This is a genomic window from Salinivibrio sp. PR932 (assembly GCF_001996125.1).
Taxonomy (GTDB): Bacteria; Pseudomonadota; Gammaproteobacteria; order Enterobacterales; family Vibrionaceae; genus Salinivibrio; species Salinivibrio proteolyticus.
In genome coordinates this window covers 1-19554 of the sequence record NZ_MUFM01000016.1, presented here as the reverse complement: position 1 = coordinate 19554, position 19554 = coordinate 1, and the positions used below count along the sequence as shown (strand labels likewise).

19 protein-coding genes are annotated in these 19554 nt (G+C 49.9%); 12 read left to right on the top strand and 7 right to left on the bottom strand.

Annotated elements, in window-relative coordinates:
• Positions 1-60: 60 nt before the first annotated feature.
• The gene (locus BZG84_RS09515) at positions 61-2769 is read left to right on the top strand and encodes an AraC family transcriptional regulator (protein ID WP_077479098.1); all 2709 of its coding nucleotides are present in this window, start codon (positions 61-63) and stop codon (positions 2767-2769) included.
• A 327-nt stretch (positions 2770-3096) separates the two neighbouring features.
• Here BZG84_RS09515 and BZG84_RS09510 read toward each other — a convergent pair whose 3' ends face one another.
• Positions 3097-3528: an HIT domain-containing protein gene (locus BZG84_RS09510; protein ID WP_077678154.1), complete on the bottom strand. Its 432-nt coding sequence runs from the start codon at positions 3526-3528 to the stop codon at positions 3097-3099.
• Positions 3529-3708: 180 nt separating this feature from the next.
• On the opposite strand from BZG84_RS09510, the gene BZG84_RS09505 reads away from it, so the two are divergent.
• A complete protein-coding gene (locus BZG84_RS09505; RefSeq protein ID WP_077481167.1) occupies positions 3709-4311 on the top strand; it encodes a DUF924 family protein in 603 nt (200 codons plus the stop codon).
• Between the two features lie 63 nt (positions 4312-4374).
• Here BZG84_RS09505 and argS read toward each other — a convergent pair whose 3' ends face one another.
• Positions 4375-6105 (bottom strand): arginine--tRNA ligase, encoded by a 1731-nt coding sequence (gene argS / locus BZG84_RS09500; RefSeq protein WP_077481169.1) that lies wholly within the window; start codon positions 6103-6105, stop codon positions 4375-4377.
• Between the two features lie 281 nt (positions 6106-6386).
• On the opposite strand from argS, the gene BZG84_RS09495 reads away from it, so the two are divergent.
• Positions 6387-6962, top strand: a complete 576-nt coding sequence (locus BZG84_RS09495; RefSeq protein ID WP_158011479.1) for a VOC family protein — start codon at positions 6387-6389, stop codon at positions 6960-6962.
• 39 nt (positions 6963-7001) lie between these two features.
• Here BZG84_RS09495 and purU read toward each other — a convergent pair whose 3' ends face one another.
• Entirely contained in the window at positions 7002-7835 is an 834-nt protein-coding gene (gene purU, locus BZG84_RS09490) for a formyltetrahydrofolate deformylase (protein ID WP_077481173.1), read from the bottom strand.
• Positions 7836-7991: 156 nt separating this feature from the next.
• On the opposite strand from purU, the gene BZG84_RS09485 reads away from it, so the two are divergent.
• The 7 genes from BZG84_RS09485 (at position 7992) to rnd (ending at position 15547) form a co-directional block, all read left to right on the top strand.
• Positions 7992-9956: an ATP-dependent DNA helicase gene (locus tag BZG84_RS09485; protein WP_077481175.1), complete on the top strand. Its 1965-nt coding sequence runs from the start codon at positions 7992-7994 to the stop codon at positions 9954-9956.
• A complete protein-coding gene (tsaB, locus tag BZG84_RS09480) occupies positions 9957-10652 on the top strand; it encodes a tRNA (adenosine(37)-N6)-threonylcarbamoyltransferase complex dimerization subunit type 1 TsaB (RefSeq protein ID WP_077481177.1) in 696 nt (231 codons plus the stop codon).
• A 40-nt stretch (positions 10653-10692) separates the two neighbouring features.
• The gene (locus BZG84_RS09475) at positions 10693-10992 is read left to right on the top strand and encodes a hypothetical protein (protein WP_077481179.1); all 300 of its coding nucleotides are present in this window, start codon (positions 10693-10695) and stop codon (positions 10990-10992) included.
• Between the two features lie 22 nt (positions 10993-11014).
• Positions 11015-11563 carry a Slp family lipoprotein gene (locus tag BZG84_RS09470; protein WP_158011478.1) on the top strand — a complete coding sequence of 183 codons (549 nt, stop codon included), beginning with the start codon at positions 11015-11017 and terminating at the stop codon, positions 11561-11563.
• A 3-nt stretch (positions 11564-11566) separates the two neighbouring features.
• Positions 11567-12511 carry an alpha/beta fold hydrolase gene (locus BZG84_RS09465; protein WP_241825776.1) on the top strand — a complete coding sequence of 315 codons (945 nt, stop codon included), beginning with the start codon at positions 11567-11569 and terminating at the stop codon, positions 12509-12511.
• Positions 12512-12632: 121 nt separating this feature from the next.
• Entirely contained in the window at positions 12633-14324 is a 1692-nt protein-coding gene (fadD, locus tag BZG84_RS09460) for a long-chain-fatty-acid--CoA ligase FadD (RefSeq protein WP_069588781.1), read from the top strand.
• Positions 14325-14410: 86 nt separating this feature from the next.
• Positions 14411-15547: a ribonuclease D gene (gene rnd / locus BZG84_RS09455; RefSeq protein ID WP_077481183.1), complete on the top strand. Its 1137-nt coding sequence runs from the start codon at positions 14411-14413 to the stop codon at positions 15545-15547.
• Positions 15548-15599: 52 nt separating this feature from the next.
• On the opposite strand, the gene minE is transcribed toward rnd, so the two are convergent.
• The 3 genes from minE to minC are packed head-to-tail and all read right to left on the bottom strand — an operon-like array spanning position 15600 to position 17363.
• Positions 15600-15869, bottom strand: coding sequence for a cell division topological specificity factor MinE (minE, locus tag BZG84_RS09450; RefSeq protein WP_069588784.1), 270 nt, complete (start codon positions 15867-15869; stop codon positions 15600-15602).
• 1 nt (position 15870) lies between these two features.
• Positions 15871-16683, bottom strand: coding sequence for a septum site-determining protein MinD (gene minD / locus BZG84_RS09445; RefSeq protein WP_077481185.1), 813 nt, complete (start codon positions 16681-16683; stop codon positions 15871-15873).
• A 17-nt stretch (positions 16684-16700) separates the two neighbouring features.
• Positions 16701-17363, bottom strand: coding sequence for a septum site-determining protein MinC (gene minC / locus BZG84_RS09440; RefSeq protein WP_077481187.1), 663 nt, complete (start codon positions 17361-17363; stop codon positions 16701-16703).
• A gap of 274 nt (positions 17364-17637) precedes the next feature.
• On the opposite strand from minC, the gene BZG84_RS09435 reads away from it, so the two are divergent.
• Both BZG84_RS09435 and BZG84_RS09430 read left to right on the top strand, forming a co-directional pair.
• Positions 17638-17913, top strand: a complete 276-nt coding sequence (locus tag BZG84_RS09435) for a YcgL domain-containing protein (RefSeq protein WP_069588792.1) — start codon at positions 17638-17640, stop codon at positions 17911-17913.
• A gap of 12 nt (positions 17914-17925) precedes the next feature.
• Positions 17926-18900 carry a lytic murein transglycosylase gene (locus tag BZG84_RS09430; protein WP_077678152.1) on the top strand — a complete coding sequence of 325 codons (975 nt, stop codon included), beginning with the start codon at positions 17926-17928 and terminating at the stop codon, positions 18898-18900.
• A 74-nt stretch (positions 18901-18974) separates the two neighbouring features.
• Here BZG84_RS09430 and BZG84_RS09425 read toward each other — a convergent pair whose 3' ends face one another.
• Positions 18975-19400, bottom strand: a complete 426-nt coding sequence (locus tag BZG84_RS09425; RefSeq protein WP_077481191.1) for an H-NS family histone-like protein — start codon at positions 19398-19400, stop codon at positions 18975-18977.
• Positions 19401-19554: the final 154 nt, after the last annotated feature.

The window sequence follows — 19554 nt, the reverse complement described above, 5'->3', positions numbered from 1 at the left end:
TTTGGTTACACAGGATGATACCCGTCTTAATTTTGCGACCCTTATTCCTCTCTTAGTTGCATGAAACGCCTTTTGCTCTGCCTGATTTGGGTAATTAGCACCTTTCTCTGTCTGCCTTTGCAGGCACATCATGGGTTGGAAACCTCGTTCCAAGCCTATCCGGGCTTGCAGGCGGTCGCGAACGTGCGTGATATTGCCTACCAGCCGGGTGGAGGAGTGTGGCTGCTTAATCATCAAGGCGCGGTTGTCTTTTTTGACGGCCACCAAACCCACCCACTCAGTGATGTTCTCAGTCTGCCCGAAGAAAAAGTAACGGCGATTGCCTTTGCGCATGATGCCCTTTGGATGGCAGGGCAAAACTTTATTTATCGCTACCAATCGGGGCAGCATATTGTCACTCGTTATCGTCTGCCACAGACGGTGTTGGCGCGCCAAGCGGATGCACAATCCCGTCTTGCGACGATAGACGGTGAGCTTTGGCATATTAGTGACGGTCAACTCAGCCGTTATGTGGTGGAAGACAACAGCTTTTCTATTTGGCGCGCAGGACAATGGCAAGCCGAGTTAACTTGGATGACGAACGAGCATCGCTTGATTGCTATTGGTCAGGGGCTCTACCAAGTGGATGAGCAAGGTATTCGCCAGATACATCGCTTCAATTCAGCGATAACTGCGATCACAGGGCAAGACTCGAGAGCTTGGGTCAGCACCCAAAATGCGGTCTATTTACTTGCCCTCGATGAACACTCTGTGACCGGGCAACACATACTAACTCAGCAGGGTGGATTTAGTTTTCTCGCATCAGGCGCGGGAGGCGTTTGGGCCGCCAATGATCAAGGACTGTTTCTACTGTCACTCGATGGGAGCGCATCGCCGGTATGGACGCCGAGTCAGAGTGCAATTGATGGTTCAAGGGTGACATTTTTACGTGCCGACGCCGAAGGAGGGATTTGGTTTTCCACCGACCGATCTCTGCGTTATCGTGCTGCCGGGCAGCGCTGGATTGCGCATCATCATGGTCCCTTTCCACAAGCGATCACTCATGGTTTTTCTGAGGCGAGTGACCCGTGGCTGTTAAGAGGTCGTCATTGGCGCGATCTGAGTGGTCGTTGGTTGGCGCGTATGCCCGATCAAAACGGCGATAAGATCAAGAGTGCCGCACGAAAAGCGACCCAGTTGTGGTGGTCGACAGAAAATGGTGTGGCGGGCTTAGATACTCAAACAGGGGCGCGTTTAATACTCCCTGAACCTGTCGCTAACTTCGCCGCTGACCACTTGTATACTGATGCGGCAAGGACACTTTGGTTGGCAAAAGGGGCTCAGTTAATCCGCTACTGGCCGGATTCAGAGACGGTTGTGGACTACGGAACCGGATGGCAAGTGGACGAGGGTGACGTTGAAGGTTTTTATGATGATGGTCGCGGTAGTGTTTGGATCCGGCAGCAGCAAGGTTTGACGCGTTATCGAGATGGACAGTTTCAGGCGATTCGATTACCTGTTTCTCTCCTGCCACTGTCTGATTTGTATACCGATGAACGGGGCCGCCTTTGGCTAGCCAGTGCGCAAGGCATTTATCAGTATGACCATACCACGCCGGATACGGTGTCGGCGGCCTACCTGTCGTTAAACAATGAGCAGTTTCATTGTATTACCGGGAACAAAGATGGTGTTTGGGCATACAGCAACCAAGCCATCGTCCATATCGCGCCAAGAGGTGTCGTGCGGACATTCAGATTACCCTCGCCAATGGGACAGGTGGAGTGTCGAGTATCCAACCCGCATCAGCTGACCATTTTTTCCGGCGCTGAACGCTTTGTGATTAATACCGATCAACTTGCGTTCTCACTACGAAAACCGCCGAAGGTTGTGATTGGCGCGGTATGGCAACAGGATAGGCGTTGGCGTATTGCACCTCGCCAGCAAACGTCCATGACATTGCTGGAAAATAATCCGACCCAACTTGAGTGGGGAAGTTGGCCACCCGAGCGACAGGTCAGTCGTGTCCACTACCAGTTGATTGCTAAGCGTCATCCGGGGAACCCAATGGCCGGCCAGCTTGCCGCATGGCAACAAACCAGCAGCGATACGATTACGCTGGCGAATATGGCAGGGGGAGAGTATCAGCTGCGCATTGCCATTCCTCGCGATGGTGCCTCGCATACGGTATTAAATCTTGATATCTCTCTTCCCATGTTGCCACACATGATGAGTGGGGCCGTTCTTGCTGTTTTCGTGAGTATTGTGTTGTTAGCGGTTGGATTAGCGTTTAAACAGCGCTATCAGGCTAGGCAACAAAGCAAGCGTCTTCAACAAATTCACACAACACAGCCAGTTTTTGATCCCATCGCGGCTCAGCCTGAAGCGGTTGTCGTCACTATGAAGGGGCATCACGCTAAACGCCGTGCTCAGTGTCAACAGCTGCGCTCAGCATGGATCTCGCGTTTTATGCAAGCGGTAGAAAGCGGCTTTACCCATCCTGACTTTTCTACTCATGAGCTGGCTGCTGTATTGGCCATGTCGGAGCGGAACTTACAACGCAAATGCCGCCAGTATTTTCACATCACGGTCACCAGCTATATCACTCAAAAGCGATTGACCCATGCGAGCGGGCTGTTAAAACAAGGGATGAGTATTACTGAGACAGCCGAAGCGTGTGGCTATCGTGATCCAGCGTATTTCAGTCAGCGGTTTAAAGGATACTTTGGTGTGAGCCCCTCACAGTATCGTGATCGCATCCTCCCTCAAGCACTCACTAGCCCAGCCGATTAAATCTGCTACGCCAGTAAGGCATATGCATTCTTGCACATATCTGACAGCGACTGGTATTGGAATTTGTATAAAGGAAAAAGGAACGTGGTATGACCGGGGAGACCATACCACGGGTGTCAACGACACCTTCGCTTGCTGCCGGGGGCGGAGCGGACACTCCACCCGGTTGAAAAGGTTATGAAAGAGTCACTAATGTAGCCTGTGTGGGTCAGGAAGAGTTAGGAGAATTCCGCCATCTTTCGTTAAAAGTGCAGTCACTCTTAAGTGTCTGAAATTTATGTTTTTTATTGCTGCGCTTTTCCATTTTGACGAAAATAACGAAGCGTTTTATGCCGGATTGACATCCAATCCATCTGGCATCAGCGTGGTTCGTAGGGTTTGAATCAGAGCAGTTTGTTTATCATTAGCGCGAGGGCCCACATTAAGATGTCCCCAGATAGGATTCGGCCACACACTATCGGTTTGGAAGCGTGCGACATGATGGACATGAAGTTGTGGCACGCGGTTGCCGATCGCCGCGATGTTGAGCTTATCGGGGCGGAAACAGTGTTCCAAACATTGCGAGACAGCAGCCGACTCTCGCCATAGCTGTTGCTGATCCTCATCACTGAGGTGATGCACTTCGTGGATATGGTTTTTGCGTGGGATGAGGATTAGCCAAGGGCCAAAATCTGCATGGGCAAGACGTAATTGGCACAAATCAAAGTCGCCCACGTAGGCACTATCTGCAGCGAGGCGATCATGAAGAGAAAAAGACATGGTGGCTCCTTAATGAAATGTATTGCTCTAGCTTACATCACAACTTGCTGACGGGTCACAAAGTACCGATGAGATTGTTTGATTTGAACCGGGGACAACCAAAACCAAGTACGCTTGAATAGAGAAGAATATTGAATGACTTGATCGTGAGAGCGGTTAAGGTTGCGGGTAGGAGGCAAGATGCACTATCAAGAAGTCCTTTCGTTTTGGTTTGGTCAAAGCGCTGAGCAAGTGCCGGCGCCAGAGTGCAATGCGTTGTGGTTTGGTGGCAATCCAGAAACCGATGAACAGATTCGAGCAATGTTTCAAACGTGGGTTAGCGCGGCGGGAGCGGGAGAATTAAATGCGTGGGCGCAGACCCCACAAGGCCGCCTTGCATTGATTATCTTGCTGGACCAATTCCCACGCAATTTATACCGAGGGTTAGCGGCGGCGTATCGTTATGATGCATTAGCATTAGCCATTTGTAAGGCTGGGTTAGCGAAAGGGGATGATCAGGCACTGACGCCTTTACAGCGTGTTTTCTTTTACATGCCGCTCGAGCACGCAGAGGGAGAAGACGATCAGCAAGAAGCTCTGTTTCGCTTCAATCAACTTCGGCAAGCGGTTGAACCAGAGAATCAAGCTTGGTTTGAACAATGCTACGATTATGCGCGTCAGCATTATGACATTATCGAGGCCTTTGGCCGTTTTCCACATCGCAATGCCGTTATGGGACGCTTATCCACCCCTGAGGAGCGGCTTTGGCTAAGCGAAACCGAACAGCGTTTCGGGCAAGGCTAACCATTAAAAAGCCCACCGGTTAGGGTGGGCTTTCATATCAGCTATCGGTTGAACAAGGTAAGGTTACATGCGCTCAAGGGTATTGATACCCAGTAGCGCAAGACCTTGTTTGATCGTTTTTGCTGTCAGTGCCGCCATGCGCAGACGACTTTGACGGGTTTGACCTTCAGCCAACAGAATCGGACACGCTTCATAGAAGCTAGAGAAAAGTCCCGCCAAATCGAACAAGTAGCTACACATCAGGTGTGGTTGGCCTTCGCGAGCAACAGACTTAACCGCTTCTTCGAATTGCAATAGCTTGGCAACCAATGCTTTTTCTTTCTCATGCTCAATGACCATTTCACCTTCAAGTGCATCACGGTCAACGCCTGACTTTGCAAACACAGAAGCAACACGGGTGTAGGCGTACTGCATATAAGGCGCTGTGTTGCCCTCAAATGCCAGCATATGATCCCAGTCGAAGATGTAGTCCGTGGTGCGGTGCTTAGACAGATCCGCATACTTCACCGCCGCCATTGCGACTGTGGTAGAGATTTCACGCTGCTCAGCTTCATCCATGTCTGGATTTTTCTTGGCGATCAGTGCCTTGGCACGGGTTTCAGCTTCGTCGAGTAAGTCAGCAAGACGAACGGTGCCACCTGCTCGAGTTTTAAATGGCTTGCCATCTTTGCCAAGCATCATACCAAACGCATGGTGCTCGAGGCTGACAGAATCAGGCACGTAACCAGCTTTACGCACAATGGTCCATGCTTGCATCAGGTGCTGATGCTGGCGTGAGTCAATAAAATACAAGACGCGATCGGCATTGAAATGCTCGTAGCGGTATTTGGCACAGGCAATGTCGGTGGTGGTGTACAAAAAGCCACCATCACGCTTTTGAATGATCACACCCATAGGCTCACCGTCTTTGTTCTTGTATTCATCCAAGAACACGACTTGTGCACCGTCATCTTCAACAGCAATGCCTTTCGCTTTTAAGTCTTCGACAATGCCCGGCAGCATGTCGTTATAAAGGCTTTCACCCATGACGTCTTTGTCAGTCAATGACACATTGAGACGGTCGTAGTTACGTTGGTTTTGTTCCAACGTCACTTTCACTAATTTTTCCCATTTTTCTTTGCAGTACGCATCACCACGCTGAAGACGAACCACATACTGACGTGCAGTGGCAGCAAACTCTTCGTCTTCGTCGTAACGGCGCTTGGACTCACGATAGAAGTTTTCAATATCGCCAAGTTCCATCGAGATGTCATCACCGCGAGACTCATGCAGTTCCAAGTTGGCAATCAACATACCAAACTGCGTGCCCCAGTCGCCGAGATGGTTGGCGCGGGTGACCTTATGGCCTAGAAATTCCAAGGTGCGAACAACGGCGTCACCAATGATGGTTGAACGCAGATGGCCCACGTGCATTTCTTTGGCAACGTTTGGTGCCGAGTAATCGACCACAATGTTTTGCGCCGCTTCCGTGGCGACACCTAATCGCGCATCCGCGAGCGCTTGGTCTGCTTGCTTCGCCAGCCATTGGTCGTTTAAGAAAATATTGATAAAACCAGGGCCAGCGATTTCGGTTTTACTGACCATATCGCCAAGGTCGAGGGCATCCAGTACTTTTTGTGCGAACTCGCGAGGGTTACATCCTAATTTTTTTGCTGCGCCCATCACGCCGTTGGCCTGATAATCACCAAATTGAGGTTTAGCAGACTGACGTACCGCCGCCGGTGTGCCTTCAGGCGCACCAGCCGCAACCATGGCGGCAGAAACTTTCTCGTTAAGAAGACTTTGAATATTCACTTGCTTACCTTTACTACTAACCGGGCCGATTGTTAACTGCCCGTTGTGTGGGCTTCCAGCTTACAGATACAAGAATCCGCCAACACTGCACTGAGCCTTGGGCGTACAAGCACAGTGTTGGCGGGATGCTGTATTGTTGCGAACCGTGGCGTCAACTGACGCGGGTAAACCCTAATGATACCCATAAACTAGCAGGGGTTGGCAATAGTTATTCACCGTCAACACTGATATCTTTACGCGCTGAAATGAAACGGGCGACGTTTAACCTTAAAGAGGTCACTATGCATGATGCCACGAACCTAACTACCCTGATGCGAGATAAAGCAGCTTTTGCAGATAAAATCAATCAGTTGCTTGACTTGCTAGCGATCGATTGCTCGGGGCTGACACTGGATCATGTCGCGATACGCACCCACGATATCGCGGTAACCGAATCTTTGGCCAGTGAGCTCGCGTCGCAAGGTAAGTTGTGCTCTGAGGCGATCGTCAACGGTCGGCCAATCCACATTTATACACTGGACCGGGCATTAACCATTGGCCAATGGCAAACGCATTGGGTTGAGCTTCCGTTTCCTAGCCACAAACGGTATCCGCGGCAAAGCTGGGAGCATGTTGAGTTTGTGCTGCCCTGCGCTAACCCTGATATGGTAGGACTTGAGCAAGCATTGCTGCGAGCGTTTCCGGGTATATTTGAACGCGCGGAACAGCAACATGCCATCACGGTGAAGAGCAGCGAACCTTGTGTTAAAGGCGAGCGGTTACCCAATCCGACCATCGCTTTTAAGTATCAAGATGTTTGCGTGAAGTTTCACCCTTTTCCGCTGGCTGAGATTATTGCAAGTGAGGCCAGTGACTGAGCACTGGCGTCGTAAGGCTGTCGAGAGTGCGATAAGTGATTATAGGATCACGGTTTTATTGCCGTGAACAAAAACCTTGTCATCCACCACTCGGGCGATCGCTTGGCTTAGCACGCTTTTTTCCACATCACGTCCGGCCTTGGCCATATCTTGTGCACTAAAACTGTGATCAACATGAATCACATCTTGACCAATAATAGGGCCTTCATCCAAGTTGTTGGTAACAAAGTGCGCGGTTGCACCGATGATTTTGACGCCGCGTTCAAAAGCCTGATGATAGGGGCGTGCGCCAATAAATGCTGGCAAGAAGCTATGGTGAATATTAATGATTCTGTGTGGATATTGCGCGACAAAGTCTGGCGTGAGCACGCGCATATACTTGGCCAGTATGATGTAGTCTGGTTGGTACGGCTGGATTGCCTTTAACATTGCCTGCTCGTGTGCTTCACGCGATAAATCTTGATGGCAAATATGGTGGAACGGAATATCGAAGCGCTCAGTCAGCGTCTGTAGCTTGTCATAGTTTCCCACCACGGCAGCAATCTCGATATCCAAAGAGCCATCGTAGGCTTTCATTAAAATGTCGCCCAAACAGTGCGACTCTTTGGTCACCATGATCACAACGCGCTTTCGTCGTGAGCTGATAAGCTGACGGTGACTCCCAGCAGGAAGCGCTTGGTCGAGATCTAACAACAGCGTGTGGTCATTAAAAATCCCTTCCAATTCGGTGCGCATGTAAAATCGACCCGTGGCATTGTCGACATATTCGCGATTATGGACGATGTTGAGTTGGTGCTTGTAACAAATATTGGTGATCTTGGCGATCAGGCCTTGGGCATCGGGACAATCCGTGAGTAATGTTTTTCGTTCCATGTTGATGTTATGTTGCTTAATAGTCCTTCGGTTTTACCCTGTCTACACCCCAAGGTCAAAGTGAATTTACCCTGATCGCCGAACATCCGAGGGGAAGTGGTTTCATCCTCTTGGGGGCTTTGGCATAATGCCCGCTTTCCCCTGTGTATTTATCCAATGATCCGAAAGGTTTTCTCTGATGCCGGTGCGCTGGCAAAAGCAATTGATGGCTTTGTGCCTCGACAGCCGCAAACCGATATGGCGAAGGCGGTCGATGCCGCGATCCGCGAGCAAGGACAGTTGGTGGTCGAGGCCGGGACAGGAACAGGGAAAACGTATGCCTATCTTGCCCCTGTATTGTTGAGTGGTAAAAAAGCCATCATCAGCACGGGCTCAAAGAACCTGCAAGAGCAGCTTTATCATCGCGATTTACCCTTGATGAAATCGGCGTTGGGGTTCACTGGTACCACGGCGCTGTTGAAAGGGCGAGTAAACTATTTATGCCCCGAGCGTTTGAGTCGTCAAATCAGTGAGTGTCATCGTCCAGATAGCGATCCGAGCCAACTAAGCCAACTGGTCAAAATCCGCGAATGGTCTTCGTATACAGAGTCGGGGGATTTGAGTGAATGTGACGCGTTGGCGGAAGACAGTCCGCTCATTCCTGTGATCACGTCGACCAACGACAATTGTCTTGGCAAAGACTGTCCAAGCTATGAAGACTGCTATGTGGTCAAGGCGCGCCGTCGTGCGATGGAGGCGGATGTAGTGGTCGTGAACCACCATTTGTTCTTGGCTGATGTGGCGATCAAAGAAACTGGGTTTGGGGAATTGATCCCAGATGCGGATATCATGGTGTTCGATGAAGCGCATCAATTACCTGATATTGCCAGCCAATATTTCGGTCAGTCGCTGTCTAGTCGCCAGTTACAAGACGCTGCGAAAGACATCCACATTGCTTATCGTACGGAATTGCGTGATACCCGACAGTTGGAAAAAGTCGCCGATCGTTTATCGCAAGCGGCGATGGATATGCGTTTAGTGATGGGAGAGCCCGGCTTTCGTGGCAATTGGCGAGAGCTTCAAGCCTCACCGGCTGTCGAGAAAGAATTAGTACGCTTAACCGATGCACTGGAGTTGGCCCATGACGTGGTCAAACTGTCACTGGGTCGCAGCCAACTATTGGATGCGGCGTTTGATCGCATCACCTTGTTTAAGGCACGTTTATCGCGACTGCGTGATACGTCGATCACAGGCTATTCGTACTGGTATGAGTGTACGCGCCATCACTTCAGCCTCAATATTACGCCGCTCTCGGTGGCCGATCGTTTCCGCGAACAAATGAATGAACAAGGTGGGGCATGGATTTTTACCTCGGCGACACTCGCCGTGGAAGGTGACTTTAGCCACTTTAGTCATCGACTTGGCATTTCAGCACAACAGCAGATGACATTAGAAAGCCCCTTTGACTACCCCTCACAAGCGCGACTGTGTGTGCCACGCCATGTGCCTGAAACCAATAGCTATCGGCGAGCCGATAAGCTGGCAACCTTGTTGGGGCCTGTGATTGAGCGCAACCAAGGGCGCTGCTTCTTTTTATGTACTTCGCATCAAATGGTGCGAGATCTAACGGCGTTGTTTCGCGGCCAGCTCGAGATCCCGGTACTGATGCAAGGCGAAATGCCTAAACAGCGCCTGTTGGCAGAATATTTATCACTGGGGAACGCGTTGCTGGTGGCAACCGGCGCGTTTTGGGAAGGGATAGATGTGCGTGGGCAGGCACTCAGTTGCGTGATCATCGACAAATTGCCGTTTGCCTCACCCGATGATCCTTTACTTAAAGCGCGTATTGAAGATTGTAAGTTGCAAGGCGGTGACCCTTTCTCGCAAGTGCAGATACCAGAAGCGGTAATTACGCTCAAGCAAGGGGTCGGGCGTTTGATTCGTGACAAGCGCGATCAAGGCGCGTTGATCATTTGTGATAACCGCTTAGTGACGCGCCCTTATGGCGCCACCTTTTTGCGCAGCTTACCGCCCATACCGCGCACGCGCGATCTAAATAATATTGACGACTTTTTGTCAGCCATTAATGCTGACCATACCGATGCAGATGTGACTGCATTGCAATCACCGATTGAGGGTTAAATGACGCTAAAAATGCTTGCCGTGGATACGGCCACGGAAAACTGCTCTGTTGCGCTGTCTATCGGCGATCAGATGATGGTGCGCAGTGACATTGCGCCGCGTGAACACACCAATAAAATCTTACCCATGGTCGATGAGGTACTCGCGGAGGCGGGCGTATCACTCACGCAACTCGATGCTCTCGCCTTTGGTCGCGGTCCAGGTAGCTTCACTGGCGTGCGAATTGGCATTGGGATTGCACAAGGTTTAGCGTTTGGTGCTGATTTACCCGTGCTGGGCGTATCGACGCTAGCGGCGATGGCAGAGCAAGCGCACCGCACTCATGGCACGACGCAAGTACTCACGGCGATTGATGCGCGAATGGGAGAGCTATACTTTGCCCAGTATCAACGTCAAGAAAATGGCGATTGGCTTGCGTTGGCTGATGAAGCGGTTGTCGCGCCTGACGCATTACGTCTTGAATCGACCGATGGTACGTGGGCACTGGCGGGAACCGGCTGGCCTGCCTATCCTGAATTAGCGAAAGGGTTGGATCTGACCACCACGGAATCGGGCGTGTTGTATCCACAAGCACAAGACATGCTGGCTATCGCTAAACACGCCTACCAGCGTGGTGAGGCTGTCGCCGCTGAGCTCGCGACGCCCACCTACTTGCGTGACAAGGTCACGTGGAAGAAGCTCCCCGGACGCGAGTAAGAGTCTGTTTGGGTCGGTTTGCCTCGCATAGGAAGCCAGTATGGTATCGATTAACGGAATTCCTTCTTCACCGCCTAACCGGCCGAATCAAACGCGGCGCCCTTCATCCTCGGAGAAAGCGTCGCGTAAACAAACCCCGCAAACGAGCCAAGTTGCCAAGGCAGTGCGGCAAAAGGTGCAACACGTCTCTGTCTCAGAGGCAGAGCAAGCTAAACAACATATCCAGTATGATTTACCCGATGGCCGCGGTCGTCAGGCGATGTCGTCTTACTTAGCGGTGCTTAACCATGCGCGGCGAGAGGAACTGCTGAACCTCGTCGGGGTCGATATCTATGTATGACGTCGAGAGAGGAGTACGTGTGATGAAGTTAATACCAATCGGATTGCTGATGATCGGGGCGCTACTGTTAACCGGTTGCAGCACCTTGCCTGACAGTTTAAAAGGTCGTATGGATCAGCCGGTAACTGAGTACTCGGTCGTAGCCAGTATGACCGCAGCCAATCAGGGTGAAGAAGTGCGCATGGGCGGTATGATTGCCAGTGTTGAAAACCGCGAAGCGGACTCGGTGGTCGAAATCGTCGCGTTGCCTACCTCGAGTGCTGGACGTCCCGATATAGGTGCGTCATCACTGGGTCGATTTAAGGCGGTTTTTAGCGGCTTTGTCGATCCTGCAGACTATGCGAAAGGGCGTCCTATTACGGTATTGGGTGAGTTTGTTGAGCAGCAAATGGGTAAAGTCGGGGACTATGAGTATGCCTACCCTGTGTTGTCAGTCAAAGGGCACCAGCTGTGGAACATTGAGCAAAAGGTTATCGATGACGATCGCCCCTATTGTTATGGGCTATATTGCTCGCGCGTTCGGGTAGGTGTCGGGACTGGTCGAGTTCAAAGCGTGATCACTTTACCCTAACCAATGATGCATACCCCACTGTCGGCGCAACTTGATGAGGCACTTCAAGCAAATCCAGCGATGATCGGCTTGTCGAGTGGATTAGAACCACTCATACTCTCACTGGCCTCAACGCGTGTCGCGGGAGCTGCCCGTCCGGCGGCAAGCGGTGCGCCTACTTTGGTCATGCTTCACGGTTGGCAAGATAACCTAGCCAGTTTTCATGCTCTGGTGCCTTATTTACCCAGCGAGTGGGGATTATTATTGTTTGATTGGCCCGGACACGGTCTGTCAGAACATAAACCGGGCGATTACTATTACCCCTTCTACGATTACTTGGATGATTTACACCAAGTGCTTCATCAACAGCGCTTCTCCGGCCCACTGATCTTGGTCGGTCACTCACTCGGTGGGCTGGTGGCGAGTTGCTATGCCGCTGCTTTTCCAGACCGCATTGCTGCACTGGTAATGATAGAAGCACTCGGCCCGATGGCTGAACCTGCTCAACAGATAACCAACCGATTGGCGAAAAGTCTTGATCAACGCTTAAAGCAGCGTCAAAAGCGCCAACGCTACTTTGATTCTGCATTTCAGGCGCTACAATTACGCGCGTCCATCAATAAAGTGGCGGCTGAACCGCTTTTGCCATTAGTCGCTCGCGGGTTGATGGAGACTCCTCAAGGTATCACTTGGCGACACGATCCTCATTTGCGCGGGGATGCGCTTTACCGGATGTCGCCCGCGCATTGTGAATCGATTATCCGGGCAATTCACTGTCCTGCTCTCGCCATTCGAGGAACGGATGGCTATCCTGCATTGCGTTCGCAGGATGCTCAGCAACGGATGCATGGGTTTCGCCAATTACAGGTGGTGGACCTGCCAGGTACGCATCACTGTCACCTTCAACAACCGCAACAGGCTGCATCGTGGGTAACAGATTTTGTGACCAAAATTCAAACGCGCACTTAAAATGCTCGTGTAAAAATAATGTTAACGCTATGGTGGACGGGTTAAACACCTGTTTGAATAGAATCTCGCGTCGATCGAAGCGGGCAGTATAGCCTGCAAGCTAACACATAGGAGAAAGCCAGTGGAAAAGGTTTGGCTTAATCGTTACCCGTCGGATGTGCCGGCGGAAATAGATCCAGATGCCCATCGCTCTTTGATTGAGATGTTTGAACACTCAGTGCAAAAGTTCGCTGACCAAACAGCCTTTATTAACATGGGCCAGGTCATGACCTTCCGAAAGCTCGAAGAGCGTAGCCGTGCATTTGCGGCGTATCTGCAAAACGAGCTGAAATTACAAAAAGGCGATCGTGTGGCGATCATGATGCCGAATTTGCTGCAGTATCCGATTGCGTTGTTCGGTATTTTGCGAGCGGGCTGTGTGGCGGTTAACGTCAACCCTTTATATACGCCGCGAGAGTTAGAGCATCAGTTGACTGACTCAGGTGCGAAAGCGATTGTGATTGTCAGCAACTTTGCTCACACCTTGGAAAAGGTGGTAGAGAATACACCCGTTAAGCACGTGATCCTTACGAGTTTGGGAGACCAGCTCCCTCGTGCGAAAGGCACGTTAGTGAACTTTGTGGTCAAGTACGTCAAGAAAATGGTACCGAAATACCATTTGCCGGACGCAACGTCGATGCGTAATGCGCTCCGCCGTGGCCGCCGTATGCAGTATGTAAAGCCTTTCTTAAAAGGTGATGATGTCGCTTTCCTCCAGTACACGGGTGGTACCACTGGATTGGCGAAAGGCGCTATCTTGACGCACCGCAACATGTTGGCCAACGTCTACCAAGCGAAAGGCACTTATCAACCGGTGCTAAATGTGGGCGAAGAGTTGGTAGTGACCGCGCTACCGCTTTATCACGTGTTTGCCCTAACCGTAAACTGCCTGCTGTTTATTGAAATGGGTGGACAGAACCTGTTGATCACCAACCCGCGTGATATTCCGGGCTTTATCAAAGAGCTACAAAAATATCCATTTACAGCGATTACAGGGGTGAACACCCTCTTTAACGCTTTGCTACACAACGAAGATTTTCATGAGTTAGATTTCTCCAACCTGCGCCTCACCGTCGGTGGCGGCATGGCAGTACAACGTGCTGTCGCAGAAAGCTGGAAAAAACTGACCGGTAAGCACCTCCTAGAAGGCTATGGCTTAACCGAGTGCTCACCGCTTGTGGCGGCGTATCCTTATGACTTGCGTGATTACAACGGGTCGATCGGTTTGCCCGTCCCATCTACGGAAGTCCGTATTGTGGATGAAAATCGTGAAGATGTCGCCGATAACCAACCGGGCGAATTGTTGGTGCGTGGTCCGCAAGTGATGCAAGGTTATTGGAACCGACCAGAGGCGACGCGTGAAAGTATCGATGAAGACGGTTGGTTGGCAACCGGTGATGTGGTGCAGTTTGATGATGACGGCTTCTTACACATTGTCGATCGTAAAAAAGACATGATCCTTGTATCAGGCTTTAACGTCTATCCCAATGAAGTGGAAGATGTGGTCGCCCTGCATGATAAGGTATTGGAAGTCGCCGCGATTGGTCAGCCAGACGAAAACTCAGGCGAAGTCGTTAAGATTTGTGTGGTGAAAAAGGATCCGTCGCTGACCCGTGATGATCTGATAGCGCACTGCCGTAAGCATTTGACCGGTTATAAAGTGCCTCGCGTGGTTGAATTCCGCGATGAGCTACCGAAAACCAATGTAGGTAAAATCTTGCGCCGTGAGTTACGCGATGAAGCCCCTAAGGCGCCGCAAAAAGCGTCTGCTTGATGCGCGCTGCCCGCGAAAAGGGTAAACTGGAGCGTAACGAATCACGAAATGCCGGCATTGCCGGCATTTTCTTTATAGGCTAACTTGTGAATTATCAACAAATCACATCACATCAACAACTTGTCGACGTATGCGCAAAAATGCGCCAGAAACCTGCTGTGATGGTCGATACCGAATTTGTGCGTACCCGTACGTTTTACGCGCAACTTGGGTTGGTGCAATTGTATGATGGTGAGCAACTTGTACTCATCGATCCGATTGAAATCGAGGATCTTTCTCCGTTGTGGGCATTGCTGGCTGACACCAATGTCACCAAAGTCTTGCATGCAAGTAGTGAAGACTTAGATGTGTTTCAACACTATGCTGGTACCTTACCCACTCCTATGATTGATACCCAGCTGATGGCTGCTTTTTTAGGGCACGGTGTATCAGAAGGGTTTGCGAGTTTGGTAAATACCTATGTGGGAGTGGCGCTTGATAAAGGCGAATCACGCACTGATTGGTGTGCGCGCCCACTAACCGATAAGCAAAAGCATTATGCGGCGGCGGATGTGTATTATTTGATGCCTCTGTACCAAGCGCTTGAGAAAGCCTTGGCAAAAACACAGTGGCAAGCGGCGTTGCAAGAAGAATGTACCCGCTTATGTGACAAAAAGCGCCAACCCAAAGAGGATTCGCTGGCATATCTTGATATTAAATACGCGTGGCAGCTGCAGCCGAATCAATTGGCGGTGCTCCAATCGCTTGCAAAGTGGCGCGCGAAAGAAGCACGACGTCGCGATATCGCGCTTAATTTCATAGTGAAAGAGCTTCACCTTTGGAAAATGGCGCGATTTGGAATTCGTAGCGTTGAGCAAATGCAAGCGCATGATTTTGATAAATTTGAGATTCGTTATCATGCTCAAACCTTGATCACGCTGGCGAAGCAAGCTGAGAAGCTTCCTAAAGCGAAGTGGCCACAACCCATCACGCGTTTAGTCGATGAGCCGGGTTACAAAGCCGTGATTAAGACGCTCAAAGAAAGCGTTCAACAGTGTGCGGATGAGCTGGGTTTTGTACCGGAGTTTATTGGCTCAAAGAAGCAATTGAATCAGCTGATCAGTTGGGTATGGCGAGAGCATAAAGCGGAAGACAAACGCCCAGATCTCGCACAAGGGTGGCGGTATACTCTGATTGGCAAGCGCCTGATAGAGATGATTCCCAGTGCGCCAGTGACGCATTAAAAAAGCGGTGCTCAGCACCGCTTTTCTACAATCAGCGAACGAGGCTCACGCTTTAGCTCTCTTTCCCTTCTTCGGGCAAAGTCACATTTAACTCTAAGACGGAAAGATCGTCGTCCCCTTGCTCGAGGCTCACGGAGACTTGCTCGGGACCGATATCCACATATTTACGGATCACATCTAAGATATCTTGCTTGAGCTGTGGCAAATAGGTTGGGGCAGGGCTATCTGCACTGCGTCGCTCCGCAACAATGATTTGCAGGCGCTCTTTTGCAATGTTGGCGGATTTTTTTTTGGCTGGCCGAAAGAACTCTAGCAATGCCACATTAGCCTCCAAATAAGCGTTTTAGAAAACCTTTGCGCTCTTCCTCAATAAAGCGGAATGGGCGCTCTTCGCCAAGCAATCTTGCAATGGCATCTTCATACGCTTGTCCCGCATCCGATTCTTGATCGAGAACCACGGGCTCGCCTTTGTTTGAGGCATGCAGTACTGACTGGCTTTCTGGGATGACCCCTAACAGTGGAATACGTAAGATTTCCTCAACATCCGACACACTAAGCATCTCGCCGTTGGTCACGCGGCTTGGGTTATAACGGGTGAGGAGCAAGTGGTGCTTAACTGGTTCCTCACCGTTTTCGGCGCGGCGAGATTTTGAATCGAGAATGCCCAGAATCCGATCAGAATCGCGCACCGAAGAGACTTCAGGATTGGTCGTGACGATGGCTTCGTCGGCAAAATAAAGAGCCATGAGGGCGCCAGCTTCGATACCCGCAGGCGAATCGCAGATGATGTATTCAAACCCAATCTCATCCATCTCTTTTAACACCCGTTCGACGCCCTCTTTGGTGAGTGCATCTTTATCACGAGTTTGTGAGGCTGGAAGAATAAATAGATTTTCAACCCGTTTGTCTTTGATCAGCGCCTGATTGAGGTTGGCTTCACCGTTGATCACGTTGACAAAGTCATACACCACGCGGCGCTCACATCCCATAATTAAATCGAGATTACGAAGACCAATATCAAAATCAATCACTGCGGTTTTTTTGCCAGCCATGGCAAGTCCCGTCGCGAGTGCTGCACTCGACGTGGTTTTACCAACACCGCCTTTACCGGAGGTAATTACAATAATTCGTGCCATTCCTCGTCCTTATTCTGTTATAGCGTGAGGGGGTCTATTTGTAAGCTTTCTTGATTGAGCGAGACCATGACGGGTCGCTCAATAAATTCAGATGGAATTTTGTCGCTTAGCCAGTAGCTACCGGCTACTGACAATAATTCTGATTGTAAATTCTGGCAATAAATACGCGCTTGTTGCTGGCCGCTGGCGCCGGCAATGGCTCTGCCGCGCAGCACGCCGTAGATATGAATACTGCCATCAGCAATGACTTCCGCCCCGGCACTGACATGATTCAATACCACCAAGTCAGCATTTTTGGCATAGATTTGCTGTCCCGATCGTACCGGGTTCGTGACCACTTTAGTGGGGGTTTGAATCGGATCGGCAACACGAGATTGCTTGCTCGATTTGAGTACAGCAAGCCCCACCGATTTGGCTTGCTGGCGGGTATCGTTATGCGTGACGCCAGTAAGGCCGACTAAAATCATCCCAGTTTTACTTAAACAGTGCTTTAAAGCGCTGAGATCTGGGCATAGCTTTAAACGGCTGACATCCGCCACCACAGGCGCGCCTTCAAAAAATGCGGGGGCTTGGGAAACCTTATCAGCCAAAATGGCGGCCGCTTCAGTAAAATTGTCATCCACAAGATGAAGAACAGACAAAGTAAAAGTTGAGCCTTTCAACTCCGGGTGTTTGTGCATGTTGTTTGATTCCGGTTATATCGTTGAAACGCGAGTCAGACGCGCATTATCAGACGTTGGATAGCATGGTATATTCACAGCATCGATGCGGCAAGCAGGGTTTGATATTCGGCGGACATTGCCCCTTTATTTTGGCGATTTCTTGTCATGGTGTGCGATGTGAGCCGCGTTTAGCGAACATCGTGTGACACATTTTGCGGCAAAGCCTAACAAACCTTAACTCGTCGATGACACTATTTCGCCATCGTTATGGCATGCTGATGAGGACATTGAGATGTATTGCGCAATTTATCGTAGCAAAAAGAAAGAAGGCACCTATCTTTATGTACCGGGGAGAGATAAATTCGATGATGTGCCAGAAGCATTAATGAACAGTTTTGGACAACCAGAGTTTGCCATGATGATTGATCTCGGTAAGCGAGAAAAACTCGCGGTTGTTGATATTGAGAAAGTGAAACAAAGTCTGCAAAACGAAGGGTTCTTTCTACAATTACCACCGCCACCAGATGCGGCGTTGCAGGCTATCCGAAACAAGAATGAAAAATTGTAATTAGGGAAGCGTATGCGCAAAGGTTTGATTTCAGCATTGGTTGCAGCCTCAGTTCTTACCTCGGGGTCGCTATTTGCAAAAGAAGGGTTTGATCAGTACGTCGAATCATTGAAAGAGGAAGCGCGTCAAGCAGGGATTGATGACGATATACTGGCGCGCGCGTTTGCTGGCATTGAGTATCATGAACGGGCAGTCAGTGCCGATCGAAATCAACCTGAGCGGCGTTTAACTTTGGATGAATACATTCCCCGCGCCGTACCGGATTGGAAAGTCGATCAGGCGAAAGCGCTGTATAAAAAACATTATGCGGCGCTTAAAAAAGTCGGTGAACAATATCGGGTTCAGCCTCGTTTCATTGTGGCCTTGTGGGGCGTAGAGAGTAATTTTGGCAAACTGCAAGGCAACTATAATGTTATCGAAGCACTGGCCACGCTCGCTTATGATGGGCGTCGAGAAGCCTTTTTCCGCCAACAAACAATGGCAGCTCTGACCATATTGCAAGAAGGGCATATTGCGCCTGAGAACATGAAAGGTTCATGGGCCGGTGCAATGGGACAAAGCCAGTTTATGCCGACGTCTTTCCTTCATTATGCGGTTGATGGGAACCAAGATGGTAAAATAGATATTTGGCAAACGGAAGCCGATGTTTTTGCTTCTGCGGCTAACTATCTAAAACAAGCAGGCTGGGACGATACGTACACATGGGGACGCCAAGTTAAATTACCAAAGCATATAGATAGGAATAAATTTGGTGTCGAAAGTAATACGGCGCTGTCATTAAATCAATGGCAAGCGTTGGGTGTAACGCGTCTTAATGGCCAAGCGCTGCCGAATGTCGATATTCAAGCTTGGTTGATTCAGCCAGATGATGAACTTGGACGAGCTTATTTGGTTTATAACAACTATCAAAGCTTGTTGAAATGGAACCGTTCACACTACTTTGCTTTAGCGGTCAGTCATTTGGCAGACCGGATAAAGTTCGGTTAATGGGTGATGGTTGAGTTCTACGGATCAGATAAAAAGAGGCCGGACGGCCTCTTTTTTATCTTTATGCGCAACACTTAGGCTTGTTGACCTGGGATCAAGAAGTCTTCTAATTTCGCGCTACCATTTTCGGTTGCTTCACGGATCACTTTTGGCATACGACCTTGACCGGTCCATGTTTTTACCGAGCCGTCGTTGTCAGTGTATTGATATTTAGCTGGGCGTGCCGCGCGCTTGCCTGTTGATTTAGACTTGCTCGCGCCACCTAATAATTTCATGAGTTCATCGGGTTCAATACCATCGGCGATTAACATTTCACGGTATTTTTCCAGTTTCGCTAGGCGTGCTTTTTCTTCTTCTTGCGCTTGACGCTCAATCTCTTCACGTTCTTCAACGACGGTTTGCAGTTTTTCTAACGCTTCTCTAAGTTGCTCGGCGGTCATTTCTTTCGCGACAGCACGCAAGCTGCGTAGGTTAAGTAACGCTTTCATTGCATCAGACATTATTGGGTTCCTATTTGATTTATATGTTAATTGAACGGATGGTAACAGTATAAGTGAAATATACAATACTACATAAATTATTAAGGCCTATTTTTCATTATTTATTTTCTATTCGCAATATTTGTTACTCATATTAAAGGGTGTTTTTTTAAAT